General features: G+C 64.2%; 12 protein-coding genes and 2 tRNA genes. 9 read left to right on the top strand and 5 right to left on the bottom strand.

Annotated elements, in window-relative coordinates; translation table 11 throughout:
• Window positions 1-10: 10 nt before the first annotated feature.
• Window positions 11-2,512 carry an FAD-dependent oxidoreductase gene (locus ON058_RS01650; protein ID WP_274667288.1) on the bottom strand — a complete coding sequence of 834 codons (2,502 nt, stop codon included), beginning with the start codon at window positions 2,510-2,512 and terminating at the stop codon, window positions 11-13.
• Window positions 2,513-2,693: 181 nt separating this feature from the next.
• Here ON058_RS01650 and ON058_RS01645 point away from each other — a divergent pair, with 181 nt between their 5' ends.
• Window positions 2,694-3,176: a Fur family transcriptional regulator gene (locus tag ON058_RS01645; protein ID WP_274667287.1), complete on the top strand. Its 483-nt coding sequence runs from the start codon at window positions 2,694-2,696 to the stop codon at window positions 3,174-3,176.
• Window positions 3,169-4,683: a catalase gene (locus tag ON058_RS01640; RefSeq protein WP_274667286.1), complete on the top strand. Its 1,515-nt coding sequence runs from the start codon at window positions 3,169-3,171 to the stop codon at window positions 4,681-4,683. The genes ON058_RS01645 and ON058_RS01640 overlap by 8 nt, the downstream gene beginning before the upstream one ends.
• 118 nt (window positions 4,684-4,801) lie before the next feature.
• On the opposite strand, the gene ON058_RS01635 is transcribed toward ON058_RS01640, so the two are convergent.
• On the bottom strand, window positions 4,802-7,150 hold the full coding sequence (locus ON058_RS01635) for a phosphatidylglycerol lysyltransferase domain-containing protein (RefSeq protein ID WP_274667285.1): 2,349 nt from the start codon (window positions 7,148-7,150) through the stop codon (window positions 4,802-4,804).
• A 121-nt stretch (window positions 7,151-7,271) separates the two neighbouring features.
• Here ON058_RS01635 and ON058_RS01630 point away from each other — a divergent pair, with 121 nt between their 5' ends.
• The 4 genes from ON058_RS01630 to ON058_RS01615 all read left to right on the top strand — a co-directional run bounded on the left by ON058_RS01630 (window position 7,272) and on the right by ON058_RS01615 (window position 11,059).
• On the top strand, window positions 7,272-8,192 hold the full coding sequence (locus tag ON058_RS01630; RefSeq protein WP_274667284.1) for a DUF3566 domain-containing protein: 921 nt from the start codon (window positions 7,272-7,274) through the stop codon (window positions 8,190-8,192).
• An 88-nt stretch (window positions 8,193-8,280) separates the two neighbouring features.
• Window positions 8,281-8,354, top strand: a tRNA-Ile gene (locus ON058_RS01625).
• Between the two features lie 142 nt (window positions 8,355-8,496).
• Window positions 8,497-8,569: transfer RNA gene (locus tag ON058_RS01620), tRNA-Ala, on the top strand.
• 438 nt (window positions 8,570-9,007) lie between these two features.
• Complete coding sequence (locus ON058_RS01615) at window positions 9,008-11,059, top strand: choice-of-anchor A family protein (protein ID WP_274667283.1); 2,052 nt, start codon at window positions 9,008-9,010, stop codon at window positions 11,057-11,059.
• Between the two features lie 33 nt (window positions 11,060-11,092).
• On the opposite strand, the gene ON058_RS01610 is transcribed toward ON058_RS01615, so the two are convergent.
• Window positions 11,093-11,770 (bottom strand): hypothetical protein, encoded by a 678-nt coding sequence (locus tag ON058_RS01610; protein WP_274667282.1) that lies wholly within the window; start codon window positions 11,768-11,770, stop codon window positions 11,093-11,095.
• A gap of 111 nt (window positions 11,771-11,881) precedes the next feature.
• Between ON058_RS01610 and ON058_RS01605 the strand changes: the two genes are divergently transcribed.
• The gene (locus tag ON058_RS01605) at window positions 11,882-12,475 is read left to right on the top strand and encodes a thymidine kinase (protein WP_274667281.1); all 594 of its coding nucleotides are present in this window, start codon (window positions 11,882-11,884) and stop codon (window positions 12,473-12,475) included.
• A gap of 178 nt (window positions 12,476-12,653) precedes the next feature.
• On the opposite strand, the gene glpK is transcribed toward ON058_RS01605, so the two are convergent.
• Window positions 12,654-14,153 carry a glycerol kinase GlpK gene (glpK, locus tag ON058_RS01600; protein WP_274667280.1) on the bottom strand — a complete coding sequence of 500 codons (1,500 nt, stop codon included), beginning with the start codon at window positions 14,151-14,153 and terminating at the stop codon, window positions 12,654-12,656.
• Between the two features lie 157 nt (window positions 14,154-14,310).
• The gene (locus tag ON058_RS01595) at window positions 14,311-15,153 is read right to left on the bottom strand and encodes a hypothetical protein (RefSeq protein WP_274667279.1); all 843 of its coding nucleotides are present in this window, start codon (window positions 15,151-15,153) and stop codon (window positions 14,311-14,313) included.
• A 91-nt stretch (window positions 15,154-15,244) separates the two neighbouring features.
• Between ON058_RS01595 and ON058_RS01590 the strand changes: the two genes are divergently transcribed.
• Both ON058_RS01590 and ON058_RS01585 read left to right on the top strand, forming a co-directional pair.
• Entirely contained in the window at window positions 15,245-15,781 is a 537-nt protein-coding gene (locus ON058_RS01590; RefSeq protein WP_274667278.1) for a peptidylprolyl isomerase, read from the top strand.
• A gap of 142 nt (window positions 15,782-15,923) precedes the next feature.
• On the top strand, window positions 15,924-16,583 hold the full coding sequence (locus ON058_RS01585; protein ID WP_274667277.1) for a rhomboid family intramembrane serine protease: 660 nt from the start codon (window positions 15,924-15,926) through the stop codon (window positions 16,581-16,583).
• The last annotated feature ends 51 nt before the right edge of the window (window positions 16,584-16,634 follow it).

The raw sequence follows: 16,634 nt of genomic DNA, 5'->3' as shown, positions 1-16,634 counted from the left end.
CGAGCATCGGCTAGATGAACAGGGTTGAGCCTGACTCCTGAGCTTCACCCAAGAACGTTGCCACTCCACCGAGTTCCACACCATCCAGCAGATCCGACTGCGCGATGCCCAGCAGGTCCATCGTCATGGTGCAGCCAATCAGGCGGGCACCGCCTGCTTGGGCTGCGGTGATCAACTCCGGCAGTGATTGGACGTCGTGCTGCTTCATGACGTGCTTGATCATCGCGGTTCCGGCACCGGCCATGTGCATCTGCGACAGCGTCAGCTTGTTCGCACCACGCGGCATCATCGCGCCGAACATCTTCTCCATGGCCTTCTTTTCGCGCTTGGGCGGATCGGTGCGGCGCAGCGCATTCAGTCCCCAGAATGTGAAGAACATCGAGACATCTTGTCCCATGGCCAATGCGCCGTTGGCGATGATGAATGAGGCGAGAACCTTGTCAAGGTCTCCGGAGAAGACCACCATCGAGGTCTTCTCCGGAGAAGGCGTGGTGGCCACGGCAGGGGCGGCTGCGGTGTTGCCCTTGCGGAACGTGGCAACGAATCCGGGTCCCTTGGGGTCCATCGACACCAAGGTGTGACCGTTCTTGGAGGCCCACGCAGGACCATCGAGTGCGAAGCCGGGGTCGGAAACGGTGACGCGAACCTCATCTCCTGGGTGCGCTTCCTTCATTGCTCCGGACAGCTTCATGATGGGTCCGGGGCACGCCAAGCCAGTGCAGTCCAGGTCAGTGGTTTGGCCGGTGGCTGCGGCGACTGCGCTGGCGACGGAGATCTTTTCCGCGTAGTTCTCCATGGGCGGGATCGCTTCGTAGGTGCTGTCCGGACGGTCGTGGACGTGACCGAAGGTGGTGGAACCTCCGGACAGGGTGGCGACATCCGTGAAGCCGTTCTGGACGAGGATGCGTTGGGCCAGGTAAGACCGGAAGCCCACAGCGCAGTACAGGCGGATGGGTTGTGTCCTGTCCCACTCCCCGAAGGCTTCACGGAACTCAGCGAGCGGCACGTTCTCTGCCCCGGGGATGTGGTGGATCGCGTACTCATCTGCGGTGCGAACGTCGATGATGCGGGCACCTTCGGTACGTGCGGGGTAGTCCTCCGCGTACCAGAGGGCAAGGTCGTCGCGCAGGACGTTCGAGGCGACGAACCCAGCCATGTTGACGGGGTCCTTGGCGGAACCAAACGGTGGCGCGTAGGCGAGTTCCTGCTCTTCGAGGTCGTACACCGTGAGTCCCGCGCGGATCGCCATAGCGAACAGGTCCAGACGCTTGTCCACACCGTCGAAGCCGCATGCTTGAGCGCCCAGAAGGGTGCCGTCGGTGGGGCTGAACAGCACCTTGATGTGCATCATGGCGGTGCCGGGGTAGTAGCCGGCGTGACCCGACGGGTGAACGTGGATCACGCGGTGGTCGATGCCGGCTTCTTCAAGCTGACGAGTGGTGGCGCCGGTGCCTCCCGCCACCATGTCGAACACCTTGACGATGCTGGTGCCTTGCGTGGACTTGTACTGGGTGGAGCGTCCGCAGATGTTTTCTGCGGCCACTCGTGCTTGCCGGTTGGCGGGGCCTGCGAGTGGCGCCAGGTACGTGCCGGGCAGGACTGGGTGAGGGGTTTCGACGGCGTCGCCTGCTGCCCAAATGTTCGGGTCGGAGGTACGCATCCCCAGGTCGACGGCGATGCCACCGCGCGGCCCCAGTTCCAGGCCGGCGTCGTGGGCGAGGCTGACTGCCGGGCGCACACCGGCTGCCAGGATCACGAGGTCTGCGGGGACCGTTGCGCCAGAGTCGAGTTCCACGGAGACACGCTCGTCCCCATCGGCGTCGTTGAGGTGGTGGAAGGCTGCGGCTTTGGTGCTGAGGTGGAGTCCGATGCCACGGGTGCGGAGGTGTTGTTCGACGGGGGCGGCGATGTCGGAGTCAACGGGGGGAAGGATCTGCGGTGCGGCCTCCACGACGTCGACGAGGACGCCACGGTGGTGCAGGTTCTCTGCCATTTCCAGACCGATGTATCCAGCGCCGACGACGACTGCGCGCACCTTTCCGCGGGCTCCTGCCTTCTGTGCGGCGAGCGCGGAGTCGAGTCGTGACTTGATGCGGTCCATATCGCCGATGCGGCGGAGGACGTCGACGGCGGGGTGGTCGATTCCGGGAAGGGGTGGCCGGACGGGCTCCGCACCCATACACAGGGCGAGCTTGTCGTAGGGCTCGGTGTATTCCCGGCCTGAGTCGACCTCGCGGACGGTGAGGGTTTGCGCGGTGCGGTCGATCGCGATCACTTCGGTGGCGATGCGTACGTCGATGTTGAGGGACTCGCGCAGGCTTTCGGGTGTTTGGAGGAGGAGGCGGTCGCGGTCGGTGATGACTTCGCCCACGTGATAGGGCAGTCCACAGTTGGCGAAGGAGACGTGGTGGCCGCGTTCGAAGACAACGATCTCGGCTTGTTCGTCGAGCCTACGGGCGCGGGCGGCGGTGGATGCTCCGGCGGCGACTCCGCCTACGACTACGAGTTTCACGATATACCTCCGGGGGTATTTATTTGGGTGCTTCAAGCGTAGGTGAGGAAGCGCGGTTCGGGCTTAGGTCCTAGGTCACAACTTTTGACGAGGTGCCGCTCGTTGTCAGGTTGTGGCTGCGCGTGGGCGCCACGCACCGCTAGTTTTGACAGTGTCAAAAGAAGGGCCTAGGCTTACGCGTATGGAAACAGCCCAGGAACTCGACCCGCGCGCCATGCTGCGCGGAGCCGGCCTGCGCGTCACCGAGCCACGCGTCGCGGTCGTCACCGCCCTCGCCCACGCCCCGCACTCCGGTGCAGACGTGGTGTTCTCCAGCGTGAGTGAAACGCTCCCCACCACGTCACGACAGGCCATCTACAACGTCCTCAATGACATCACCCAGGCCGGCATCGCGCGCCGTATCGAACCCGCCGGTCAGCCTGGCCTCTACGAACTTCGCGTAGGCGACAACCACCACCACATCGTGTGTCGGCACTGTGGTGCGATCTCCGACGTCGATTGCGTCACCGGGCATGCGCCCTGCCTGACGCCGAGCACAACCAACGGCTTTGACCTCTCCGAGGCTGAAGTCACGTTCTGGGGACTGTGCGCCACCTGCAAAACGGCCACCCCGCCCCACCCGCCCATCGTCCCTGCTTCACCACAAGGAGAGTCCCGTGACTGAGAAGTTCACCACGACCAACTCCGGCGCCCCCGTGGCCTCGGACCAGCACTCGCAGACCGTCGGCAACGACGGCGTCACTGCGTTGACTGACCACTACCTGGTCGAAAAGCTCGCGCAGTTCAACCGTGAGCGCGTCCCCGAGCGTGTAGTCCACGCCAAGGGTGGCGGCGCCTTCGGTACGTTCACCGTGACGAACCCCGACATCGCGAACTACACCCGCGCCGCACTGTTCCAGCCCGGCGTTGAGACCGAGATGCTTGCACGCTTCTCCTCCGTTGCCGGAGAGAACGGCTCGCCTGACACCTGGCGCGACCCCCGCGGCTTCGCGCTGAAGTTCTACACCTCCGAGGGCAACTACGACCTCGTGGGTAACAACACCCCCGTGTTCTTCATCCGCGACGGCATCAAGTTCCCCGACTTCATCCGTTCGCAGAAGCGCCTGCCCGGCACCCACCTGCGCGACAACGACATGCAGTGGGACTTCTGGACCCTGCAGCCCGAATCCGCCCACCAGGTGACCTGGCTCATGGGCGAGCGTGGCCTGCCCCGCTCGTGGCGCGAGATGCAGGGCTACGGCTCGCACACCTACCAGTGGATCAACGCTGAAGGCGAGCGCTTCTGGGTGAAGTACCACTTCAAGTCTCAGCAGGGCGTGCACGGACTGTCGATCGACGAGGCCGCACAGCTCGCGGGCTCGGACGCCGACCACCACATCCGCGACCTCTACGAGCACATCGACGAGGGCGACTTCCCGCGTTGGGACCTCAAGGTGCAGATCATGCCCTACGAGGACGCCAAGGACTACCGCTTCAACCCGTTCGACCTCACCAAGGTGTGGCCGCACGGCGACTACCCGCTGATCGATGTGGGTGTCATGGAGCTCAACAAGAACCCCGAGAACTACTTCGCGCAGATCGAGCAGGCAACGTTCGCCCCGTCGAACTTCGTGCCCGGCATCGGCCCGTCGCCTGACAAGATGCTGATGGCGCGCATCTTCTCCTACGCTGACGCGCACCGCTACCGCGTGGGCACCAACCACGCGGACCTGCCCGTCAACTCCCCCCACGCCGCGGACTCCAACGGCCACTCGTACGCCAAGGACGGCTCGATGCGTTACTCGTTCGCATCCTCCGACACCCCGGTGTACGCGCCGAACTCGCACGGTGGCGCCCACGCAGACGCGGCCCGTGCAGGGGACGCAGGCAACTGGGAGTCGGACGGTTCGATGGTTCGTGCGGCAGCCACGCTGCACTCCGAAGACGACGACTTCGGTCAGGCGGGAACGCTGTACCGCGACGTCTTCAACGACCAGCAGAAGGCTCACATTCTGGAGCAGATCACCGGCCACGTCGGTGCTGTGAAGTCGGACGACATCCGCGAACGCGCCATCCAGTACTGGACCAACGTGGACGCAAACCTGGGTGCCCAGCTGCGCGCCAACCTCACCGGTGAAGCACCGGTCGAGGCCGGCGAGCCTGGCACGGGCTCCACTCCCGCAGACGTCTAAGACACCTCTCGTGGAGCGGTAACCCGCGCCCACAACGACGACGGGCCGAGTGATCCGATGGTGATCACTCGGCCCGTCGTTTGCGTTGAACGGTCCTGCAGACGGGCCGATGCGCGGATCAGTCCCGCGTGATCGCCGCCTTGGCGAAGTCTGCAGCGGTGGCGTCCGGGAGATAGGCGCGGCCCAGTGCGAGCGCGATGGTGGGCAACTGTGCCTCGTCGCGGTACAGCAGCGACATGGGCACGTGACGGGGCTTGAACTTGGCCTTGAAACGTTCGAGCGACGCAAAGCCGTAGTAGGGCTCCATCTTTTCCGCAAGAGTGTCCAACAGCTTTTCAATCGCGGAGTCCACTTCACCGGAGTAGGCGAGCGGCGCGCACGACAGCGAAATGAACTGATAGCCGGCGTCCTTGAACTCGAGTGCGTTCGCCGCGATCAGGAACTCCATCACGCCATTCATGACACCGTCGTCGAGGCGCCGCTTCATGATGTCGATGGTCCAGCCCGCCACGGCACCGTCGCGGTAGACCGGCATCCAACTGGTCATGCCGTGCACAGTGCCGTCCTCGTCCACGGCGATGCTGATGAGCACGTTCGGGTCGTTGGCTTCCTCCAACGTGCCCAAGGTGAAACCCATCTCCGGAAGTGACTTGTCGCCAACCCACTGGGCCTCGATGGCCGTCAGTTGGTCACGAAGCCCGCGGGGAGCATCGGCCCAATGCAAGGACCGCATCGTGACCCCCTCACGCTTGGCTCGGTTGATCGCAGACCGCACGTCCTGCCAAGACTTGCCCTTGAACTCCAGTTCAGGCAGATCGATGACCGTGTCTTCCGCGACCTGGATGCTGCGCCAGCCCTTGTCAGCCAGAGCCTCGGTGAGTTCCGGACTCGCCGCAAAGTAGGTGACTCGCCAGCCGCGAGACCTGCAGTAGTCCTCGAAACTAGCGGCGTTGGCGACCACGGCGTCCAGACTTCCCGCAGGATCCCCCAGCACCACGGCCGTGCCACCTACCAGCTTGAAACCCCAGGCAGCATCGGCGCTATCACTCACCCAGTGATCGATTCCTTGCCACCGTGCCATGTAGCCAATGGAGGTCATCCGGGCGTCCTCATTCTGGAGCGCGATGAACGCTTCCCGAGCCTCCGGAGTGGTCTCGTGGCGCCGCGACGTCAACAGAATCCCCGCCACCGAGACCGCAATCACCGCCCACCACAACAGGCTCACCGCGCCCAGCAACACTCGGGAAGCCGTGGTTTCTGGGAGGAGACCTTCATCGGTGATGCCAAACAGCCTCATCAATGACGTCGCAAGCGCGTCGCCCACGGTGGGTTCGCGATCAAAACTGTCATCCAGGGTCAGGATGGCCGATGTGGTGAACAGTAAAGTCGCGGCCGCGGCGATACCGACACGACCCCAGATCCGCGACCGCACCCCCCGAGCGCCACGCACCTGGAAGTGACGACGCCCGCCAATGAGCGTCACCACCAGCACCAACTCCAACAGCGTCAAGAAGATGACATTCGGGCCAGGCTCAAGGATCGACACCGCCACTCCGGCCAGCAAGCCCACACTGGACGTCAACGTGACCAGCCACCACGCCAGCCTGCTGCCCCGATGAATGGCATACGCAAACGTCAGATTGATGACCGCTACGCCCAGGTCGCCCAGCAATGTGCTCGCTGGAACCTCCGGGTGGCCAAACTCCAAGATCCCGCCCTCACCAGGCCACACATGAACCAGGATCGTCTGCAACGCGCTGACCGTCAGGATCACCGCGGCAATGTCACGCACCTCTTGCGCACCCAGCTGGATCGACCACCGCTCATACGCGCGGCCCACCACCCACGGGCCCACCGCGAGGCCAATAAAGAACGCCGCCGCATGGGTGAAGTCCCACACTTCCGCCGCCCACAGGATCATCACCAGGCAGTACACCGAACCGATCAAGCGCACCCTCCGGCGCCACAGCAACGGCATCGCCGCGGACACTGCACCCAACGCACCAAAACCTGCGTTCGACAACCCCACATCGGCTACTCCGCTGAGTTCATCCACCCACGGCAACCCGGCATCCCGCAACACCCAAAACAAGCCCGCCACCGTCAACACTGCCGCCACATGCGTACCCACCGTGACCGCCAGCATCCGCCACGGCCCAAAGTGCTTCTCCAGGTAGCCGCCACCCGCCACAAAAATCGCAATGATCAGGATGTACATCCACGGCGTGGGCGCAATCAACATGCCTGTGAGGACCGTCCACCAGCGTCCCTCCTCGAACGCTTGCTCCCCCCAACCCCACTGATCTACCAGCCCCGACTGCTCTGCGGTTTGCCACAAAGCGCCAGTGATCACGCCCGCAACAAGGACCACTACGCACACCGCCAACGTGACGGGAATCGTTCGCGCGGCGCTCCACACCCGGGCAAGCGCAGACTCGTGGGGAGGGGTTTCGCGTGTGGTGCTCATAGCATCAAACTAGCGAAGGTCAGTGCTTCTGAGCGGGAAGCACTTTAGCCTGAGCGCTGCCTGAAGTACCCTGGGGGCTGATTCGCGTGCGCAAGGGCGTGAAAAACCTCGAGGAGATTGCATGACCGCGGAGGACCGCACCGCCCCCGGCACCGGGCAGACCTTCACCCCGCAAGGGGCCCCGGCAGCTTCCACCGGCGAGCAGCCGAACCCCTATTCGGCCACGCCTCCCACCGCGCCCACCCGCGCAGTGTCGCAGTCGGTGCCATCTGCGCAGTCGGTGCAGCCTCAGACTGGCGCGACTCCCGCACGATCGTCCTTCCGCCCCACGACTGGCCAGCAGCCGGTCGGCGGGCAGCGTCCGGTCAGCGGTCAGCAGCCACTGTCGGGTGCGCAGCCCGTGAGCGGTCAGCAGCAGGCTTTCGGTGGGGGACAGCAGGGTTTCGGTGGTCAGCAGGCTGCGCCCGCATGGTCTCCCACGACCCAGCCACTCACCCGGCCCTCGGGTGTTGAGCCCGTCACTGACGAGCAGCCCACTGCACCCGTCCGTTCCGCTGCCGAGAGTGGGGGGTTCTCCGCCACCGTCGGTGCAGGTTTCGGCAAGGTGAAGGGCTATGCCGTCAAGGCCAAGGACGATCTGCTGTCCGGTGACGACATGAGCGCGACCCGCCGTGAAGGTGGACCCCGCAAGGCGCGCGTGTTGGTTTCCCGCGTGGACCCGTGGTCGGCGTTGAAGATTGGTTTCCTGCTGTCGATCGCGCTGGGCATCATGACCGTGATTGCGGTCTATGTGCTGTGGAGCGTGCTCAACGGAATGGGCACGTTCGCGTTGGCCGACCAGTGGATTCAGGACCTCTTCACGTCCAATGAGGAACTCAACCTGGAACAGTTCTACAGCCTCGACAAGTGGATGTCCGCAGCCGTGCTGATCTCCGTTGTCAACGTGGTGTTGCTGACCGCACTGTCGGCTGTCTTCGCGTTCCTGTACAACATCGTCTCCTCGATCGTGGGCGGCGTCTACGTCACCCTCACGGACGACTAAGACCAGGCGCCAACCCCCGTCCAAGCGTCAGTTTGGAACCCGGGCCACCGGTGGGGTATGGTTGGTCGCCGCGGCAGTCGCCGCGAAAGGGCCCATAGCTCAGGCGGTTAGAGCGCTTCGCTGATAACGAAGAGGTCGGAGGTTCAAGTCCTCCTGGGCCCACAGAGGTGAACGAATGAAAAAATTCATCGTAGTTGTCGCACTAGTGGCGGTGGCAGCAGCCGGATACGGATTGCTGGCGCGTGACACCAAGCGAGAAATCTGGGATGATGTTCACCACCGCATGTGACTCCAGTAGTCACACGGGGCCTTAGCTCAATTGGTAGAGCGCCTGCTTTGCAAGCAGGAGGTCGTGGGTTCGATTCCCACAGGCTCCACTCTTGACCGCCTCCCTCACGGGGGGGCGGTTTTTTGTTGTCCGGATGGGCCGATGCGCATGCTCAGCAGCCACGTGCGTCACGCTGGTCCCAGGTGTGCGACAGGGGGTACGGATCTGAATGGCGGCGCGTGCGGGGCGATGGAGCTGGCGTGAGGATCTCTGGATCTGAGTGGGTGACGCGGCAACAGCGCGGGCGTGGTGGACGCGTTCTTGGCTGCACCCGCCCAGTTCCAACCGGACAGCCATGTCCAGTACCAGGCACAACACGGCAACTTGTCCCATATGTCTGAACGTGGCGTGCAGTTGGTCACACGAAACGTTACGATCGTCGTTCTAGAGTCTGAGAACGATGCTTCCAGGCCTTACGGTGGAAGTTGCGCTCGCTGGTGATCCTGGCGGGCGCACTCATTTTCCCTGGAATGTTGAAGGTTGACCCATGCCTGCCCTCGTACGTGCCCCGCGAGTCTTCACCGGTGTTTTCGTTACCGCCGCTGCCGTGACAGTCGCCGCCACCGCGGCCTCCGGCACACTTGACGCATCCGCTGCGCTGCCCGGCGCTGACGGCCTCCTCCCCGGCGGATGGGGTGCCTGTGACCCTGGCACGTCGGCGGCAAACTGCGACGACATCTCCTGGAACGTTCCCAACAACGGCGCTTGGGCCGGTGTGGACAACATGGTGAGCGTCGCCGTAGGCCAGACCTTCATCGCGCAAGGTGCCGCGGCTGAGTCCGAGGGCCTCATGGTGGTCCGCGGGGACGCCACTTGGACTAGCGACATCGACGGATACGACATCGGTGTCGCGGGCGTGGGTTCGCGCGTGACTCCCGCGGACGGTGAGGACTTTCTGCTCGTCGGTGGGGACGCCACCGTTGCCGCAGCCGCCACCACCGTGCGTGCCGGCGCCGCCGGCATCGCTGCTGATGGTGACCGGTTCGGCAACATCGGCGTGGTGGGAGCCCACAACTTCCGCAACCCCACCGGATGGGGTACCCCGCCTGCGGGTTCCTATGGTGCGCTCGGACAGCTCGACGCTGACAACGGCGCCAACGCGTACACCAACCACCTGTACAGCCGCGAAGATGCCACGCTGCGCCTAGCCGCCTACGACTCCCTGTTCGACGCCCTGCCGGTCTACACCCAGCAGTGCTACTCCGAGCTTGCGCAGGCCGGTGCAGTCACCGCGTACTACGACGGCGGCACCTCCGAGTTGCCGATCGAAGCTGCACCCGGTGATCTCACCATCTCCGGATCCGATGCGACATTGAGCATGCCAGCCGCATACCCGGACGCGAAGATCGTCACCTTTGACGTGGATCCGTCCCAGACCGCGGCCCTCGCGAGCGTCAACAGCATCACCATGAGTGGCTTCCCCAGCGACGTCGCGGTCCTGATTAACCTGCGCGGCGACACCGTGGACCTCAACATCGGCTCATTCGTGTTGAACGGCACCGTTTTCTACCCCAGCGGAGCAACGCCGGCCCCGGATCTGGTGCGTCAGGTGGTGTGGAACATCCCCACCGCGACCACCATCAGCGTCGCCGGCGGTGCGCAGTACCCCGGATCGTGGCTGGTCGGAAACGAGGCATCGACCTTCACCATGGCCGCCGCAGGATTCAACGGCCGCATGTACACCGCGGGTCACCTGGTCCACGGAAACTCCGGTGACACCACCGGCACAGGATCCGAGTTCCACAACTATCCATTCAGCGCTCGCCTCGGATGCGTGTTGAACGATGAGGAGCCCACGACGTCGCCGAGTGCTTCCGCCTCGCCGTCGACTTCCCCGTCGACCTCGGCTTCGCCCAGCACCACTCCAAGCACCACCCCCAGTACTTCGACGAGCCCGAGCGCATCAGCGTCTCCGTCCACAACGCCCAGCACGAGCGCTTCCCCGTCGACCACGCCTTCCACGACGCCGTCGACCTCGACCAGCCCCAGTGCATCGGCCTCTCCTTCGACGACGCCCAGCACGTCGATGTCTCCGTCGACCACGCCTTCCGCATCGACGAGCCCGAGTGCTTCCGCTTCCCCGTCGACTACCCCGTCTACGTCAACGTCGCCGAGCACTTCGCCCAGCACATCGACCAGCCCCAGCACCTCCGCCTCACCCTCCTCCAGCCCGTCAACCACGCCGTCGACCTCCGCCAGCCCGGAATCGTCGCCGAGTGCATCGGCTTCGTCCTCGGCAACCCCGACTCCCTCGGAAACCGCGTCCGTCTCGCCGTCGACTAGCCCGAGCGCGTCGACGACTCCTGACACGTCCGCATCTCCTGACACCTCTGAGAGCGCGGCGCCTGAGGCATCGGCTAGCCCCGAGTCGTCGAGCGGCACAGACGGGGACAGCACTGACTCTGGCGCGCTCAGCGGCACCGACAGTGACCTTCCTGCCACCGGTGTGGACGAGCAGGTCAAGCAGTCCGCGCTGATCGCCGCCGCCATGATGGCGTTGGGTGCTCTGCTGTTGGTGCTTGCCCGCCGCAAGGCCTAAGCCCGGTTGACGGTCGCTGGCTAGCGCCGCACGCTAGCCAGCGATCTCCCAGGTCACGGGGGTCGCGGTGTAGTTCGCGGCCGAGCCGTGGAAGTTCCCCCGGTACTGCAGCGCAGTCAACTCGGTTCCTTCGTTGACCATGAGGGTGACGCATCCGGTGGTGGTGCCGGTCTGGGTCAGCTCAGTGGCGTCGAGCGGGGCACAAGACTCGGGCGTGCCCGTCAGGAGCGGCGGCGACACTTGGCCCCCAGTGGCAGTGACGCCGTTGAACGACGGCGCGTCAGAGATCTCGAAGCCTTCAGGGACGGTTTGCCCCACCATCGTCAGCGTGAGCGTCACGTATGCGGGGTAGTACCAGCCGGTCATTCCTTCGACGTCCGCGGGCGACAGGTAGTCGGCAATGTCGTCCAGCGCAGCAGTGTCGAGCCCGTCGAGCGCGATCTGAACTTTGAGTTCCGTTGCCTCGCCGTCCGTGTTCGAGGCACTGACGGGCAGCACGATCGTGTCGCCCAACGGCACCGTGGCGCCGGGCTCCGTGAAGGGAGCGTCGGGGAGGGCCGATGCTGCGGGTGCGCTGGAAATCGTAGGCGACGCTGTGGGCGTGGTTGCTACGGGGGTGGGGGTCGCATCGGTCTGCTCAGTGGTGCCTGCGCACCCTGCGAGGACAACGGTGAAGGCCGCTGCCGCGGCGCCGAATCGTGCGACTCTCATACTCAAACTGTGCCATGCCGGACGGTGAGAGTTCCACGGGGCTGTGGGCCGGTTACTCTTGCGTGCACGCAACTATGGTGCGGAACGCCAGGCGACGTTGAGGAGTGACCGGTGGCGAAGTTGTACTTCCGTTATGGAGCGATGAACTCGGGTAAGTCCACGATGCTCATGCAAGCGGCCTACAACTATGAGGAGCGGGGCCAGTTTCCCGTCATCGTGAAGCCGGGCGTGGACACCAAAGCCGGCCGGGCGGTGTCGTCGCGGATCGGGATCGAACGTGAAGTGGACGCGATTCTCGCGTCCGGGCAGTCGCTTGAGGAACTCGTGGAACAGGTGCGGCCGCTCGATCAGACCGATGCGATCTTCATTGATGAGGCCCAGTTCTTAGAGCCTGCGCAGGTTGATGAGGCTTTCACGCTTGCCGTGACGCGGCGCGTGCCGGTGTTGGCGTATGGCCTGCGTAGTGATTTTCGGACGCGAGCGTTCCCGGGAAGTGCCCGCTTGTTGGAACTGGCGCACTCCATTGAAGAGTTGAAAACCATCTGCCGGTGTGGCTCTAAGGCGTTGATGAATGCGCGTCTTGTGGGGGGCGAGTTTGTGTCGCACGGAGCGCAGGTCGCGATCGACGGTCAGGCCGCGGAGTATGAGTCGCTGTGTGGCGCGTGCTACATCGCGAAGGTGGGCCAGGTCCGTCACGACTCCTAGCCTCCACCGCTACAACTCCTAGCCCCCAGCACCCTCCTCGGTCCCGCCATTCCCCGCCCTTCCCCGGTCCCGCCCTTCCCCGTCAAATGGCTCCATTTGGCTGTTATAGCTAGCTAAAACAGGAAGATGGCTCCATTTGACGGGAGTGGAGCCATCTCGCGGGAGTGCGGACGGTTCGTTACGGCACCCAACCCAGCGACCTCTCTACACCGGCACGCCACCGAGCCAAGGCATCGGCCCGCTCCTGCTCCGAGGATTCAGGCTGCCACGACCGGTCGGGAGCCCACATCCCCTGCAGATCTTCCAGCCCGGACCACACTCCCACGCCAAGCCCGGCAGCAAATGCCGCACCCATGGCTGTGGTCTCCGTGATGCGGGGGCGTACTACGGGGATCCCCAACGCGTCGGCCTGAATCTGCATAAGCACGTCGTTGGCGACCATGCCGCCGTCGACCTTTAACGATGCCAGCGGGTGTCCAGTGTCTGCCGCCATGGCGTCCAGAACCTCACGTGTCTGCATCGCGACGGCCTCCAACGCAGCACGTGCCACATGGCGGCGGTCGGTGAATCGGGTGAGTCCCGTGATGGTGCCCCGCGCATCGGCGCGCCAGTGAGGAGCCAGAAGTCCTGAGAATGCGGGGACGATCACGACGCCACCGGAGTTGGGCACCTGGGCGGCCAGGACGCCAGACTCCTGCGCGGACGTCAACATTCCCAACGAGTCGCGCAGCCACTGAATCAACGCACCCGTCACCGCGATGGACCCCTCCAACGCATAGACGGGGGACTGGCCCGCCAGTTCGTAGGCAACGGTGGTGATCAGACCATGGCTCGACCTCACCGGCACTGGACCGGTGTTCGCCAACACAAACGAGCCAGTGCCATACGTGGCTTTCGAGTCCCCCGCATGGAATGCGGCTTGACCAAAGGCAGCGGCCTGCTGGTCGCCCAGCACCCCGGCGATCGGCACTCCGGCCAACAGACTGTGTTCCCCGGCCACCCCAAAGGCATCGGAAGACGGCCGAATCTGCGGCAACGCCCGCTCCGGGATCGTGAAAACCTCCAGGAGTTCAGGACTCCACTGGCGTGACCGCAGATCCATCAGCAACGTGCGTGAAGCGTTCGTCACATCGGTAATGTGCACCCCGCCCTGGACGCCGCCGGTGAGGTTCCACACCAGCCACGAATCCATGGTGCCCAACAAAAGTTCGCCGCGTTCGGCTTTACCCTGGCCGTCTTCCACATGGTCCAACAGCCAGCGCATCTTTGAGGCAGAGAAGTAGGCGTCCAACGGGAGGCCGGTGATCGGCACCCATGTGTCACGTCCGTACCGTGCTGTGAGTTCGTCAATGAGTGGCTGTGTTCGCGTGTCCTGCCACACCAGTGCACGCGCGTACGGCTCCCCTGTTGCTGGATTCCACGCCACCACGGTCTCTCGCTGGTTGGTGATGCCTACCGCCGCAACATCGTCTCGTGTGATGTTTGCCTGCGCCAGAGCTACCCCCACCACTTGGCGGGTCTTCTCCCAGATCTCAAGCGCATCATGTTCCACCCATCCGGGTGCGGGAAAGTGTTGATGGTGTTCGGCTTGACCTGACCCCAGTACCGCACCATCACGCCCCACCACGAGCGCGCGGGTACTCGTGGTGCCCTGATCGACGGCAACAATGCAGGTCAACGCAGCCTCCTTGCTGTGTCTTACGTCAGACGCGGCCGTCAGTGCCGCGCCTCTTCATTCCACCTACACCTGGGACAAGAAAGCCCCCGGCTGCTTGAGCAGCCGGGGGCTCCTGATGCGGGTGTGGTCGCCAGGGACCGGCGACCACACCTCAGCACTACTTTGCGGACTTCTTCTCTGCGGGAGTTTCGCCGGACTCGTCCGAGCCGCCTTCGTCTTCCCACACGTCTTCCGCGTCATCGATCGCGTCGACTGCCGCGTGTGTGGCACGGGAGCGAGCGTCATCCACCGAGGACCGCACCTTCTCCGCTTCGGTGGTCGCCGTGGTCTTGATCGACGCCAACGCCTCGTCAGCCTGAGCCTTGACCTTGTCGATCGTGGGGCCAGCCTTGTCGAGCGCGTCCTTGCTCAGCGACTGAGCCTTGTCCGCACCCTTCTTCGCGGCATCGGTCACCTGGTCCACGGCCTTGTTGACGTTGTCACGCAACTGCTGTGTGAAGTCGGGGTCGGAGTCGAGTTCCCACTCGTCATCCTGACCGGCCCACTCATCGCGGCCCGGGTCGCGGCGTGCCCACACCACCAGTGCGGCTGTTCCGGCCGCCACCAACGCACCCGCGATGATGAACTTGCCTGCGCCGCCGCGCGACTTCTTGGGCTCTTCTGCTGCACTCTCCACTGCACTAATCACTGCGGGAATGGCGGCACCCACGATGGCGGCGTGAGCAACATCGGCCCACTCGCCAGCCTTGGCACCTGCGCGGCGCACGTAGGGGCTCGCCTTGCGGGCACCCTCGTGATACGCCTTCTGTGCGCGGGGGGCAGCCCAATCTTTGGCCTGCTGCACCTGAGGTCCGGCCCAGTCCTGGGCGCGTTTGGCGGCGGCCTTGGCGTGAACCGCGGCCTCCTGAGCGGCGACCTTCGCGGCTGCGGCGGCATCCTGAGCCTGCGCCCGGTACTTGTCGACGTCCTTGATCTGCTGAAGTTCCTTCTTGCGTCCCATGTGCAGCCTCCGTCCGATTGCAGGGGTTTCCCTGTTGTCCATCTTGTCATCTACTGGGAAACAGCGCGACACCCATGAAAGAATGTCGAGCATGATTGCAACTTTTGAGACCACCGCAGGCGATATCCGCATCGAACTGATGCCCAACGACGCCCCCGCAACCGTGAACAACTTCGTGGGACTCGCTACCGGCGAAAAGGAATGGACCAACCCCACCACAGGCGAGAAGTCCACCGAGCCCTTCTACAACGGCCTGGTATTCCACCGTGTCATCGAAGGCTTCATGGTTCAGGGTGGCTGCCCGCTCGGCACCGGCACCGGCGGCCCCGGCTACACCTTTGACGACGAAATCCACCCCAACAACAACTTTGGTGAGCCCTACCTGCTTGCCATGGCAAACGCAGGCAAGCGCCTCAACCCCATCACCGGAAAGCCTGCCGGCACCAACGGTTCGCAGTTCTTCATCACCGTTGCTTCCACCCCGCACCTGAACCAGGGCCACACCATCTTCGGCAAGGTGGCAGACGACGAGTCGAAGGCCATTGTCGACAAGATCGCTACGACCGCGACCGATGGTCGTGACCGTCCCCTCGAGGACATCATGATCACCAACGTCACCATCTCCTAACTGACATATGACGACACCCGCGGCAGGATCCGCGCCCACATGCCCTCGTCACCCTGACCGCGTTGCCTATGTGCGGTGTCAGCGGTGCGAACGGCCGGCGTGCCCCGAATGCCAACGCCCCGCAGCCGTGGGTGTCCTCTGTGTGGATTGCCTCAAGGAGGCACAGGCTCAGGCGCGGCCTATCCGGTCGCGCCTGGGCTTCACCATGACCGCCGGCCCGCCCATCGCCACCTACGTGTTGATGGGAGTGAACATTGCCCTCTTTGTTGTGGGGCCGATGCTCATTGGTCCTGCCTGGGAGGGTTACCTTGGCCTGTGGCCGGGGTACACCGCTGAGTTCGGTGCGCTTTACGCGGACGTGGGTAACGAGTGGTACCGCTGGATCACTGCGGGGTTCGTGCAGTTCAGCTGGATTCACTTGGGTTTCAACATGCTTGCCTTGTGGCAGCTGGGCACGGTACTTGAGCCGGCCCTAGGGCGGATGAACTTCCTGCTTTTGTACTTCGGTTCGTTGCTGGGCTCATCTGCAGGTGTGATGCTGCTGGCGGACTCCGGTGTTCACGGTGGCGCCTCCGGCGCGATCTTTGGCCTGATTGCCGCCTACGGCATCATCCTCAAACGACTCAACCTTCCGGTCACACAGATTCTGGTGATTGCCGCGATCTTTATTGGTGGCCCCATGATCGGGTTGCTGTCCGGAGTCTCGTGGGAGGGCCACCTGGGCGGGGCTGTGGTGGGAGCGGCGATCATGCTGCTGCTGTTCCGCAATGTGGACAAGCGCGAGGCTGCCCTCAGGCGCTAGGCCCGACCTTCCACAGGGGTTATCCACCGTTCCCCACCACCGTGTTTGTCA

Source organism: Demequina sp. B12, assembly GCF_028823635.1.
Lineage (GTDB): Bacteria > Actinomycetota > Actinomycetes > Actinomycetales > Demequinaceae > Demequina.
This window is presented reverse-complemented; position numbering and strand designations above follow the sequence as displayed.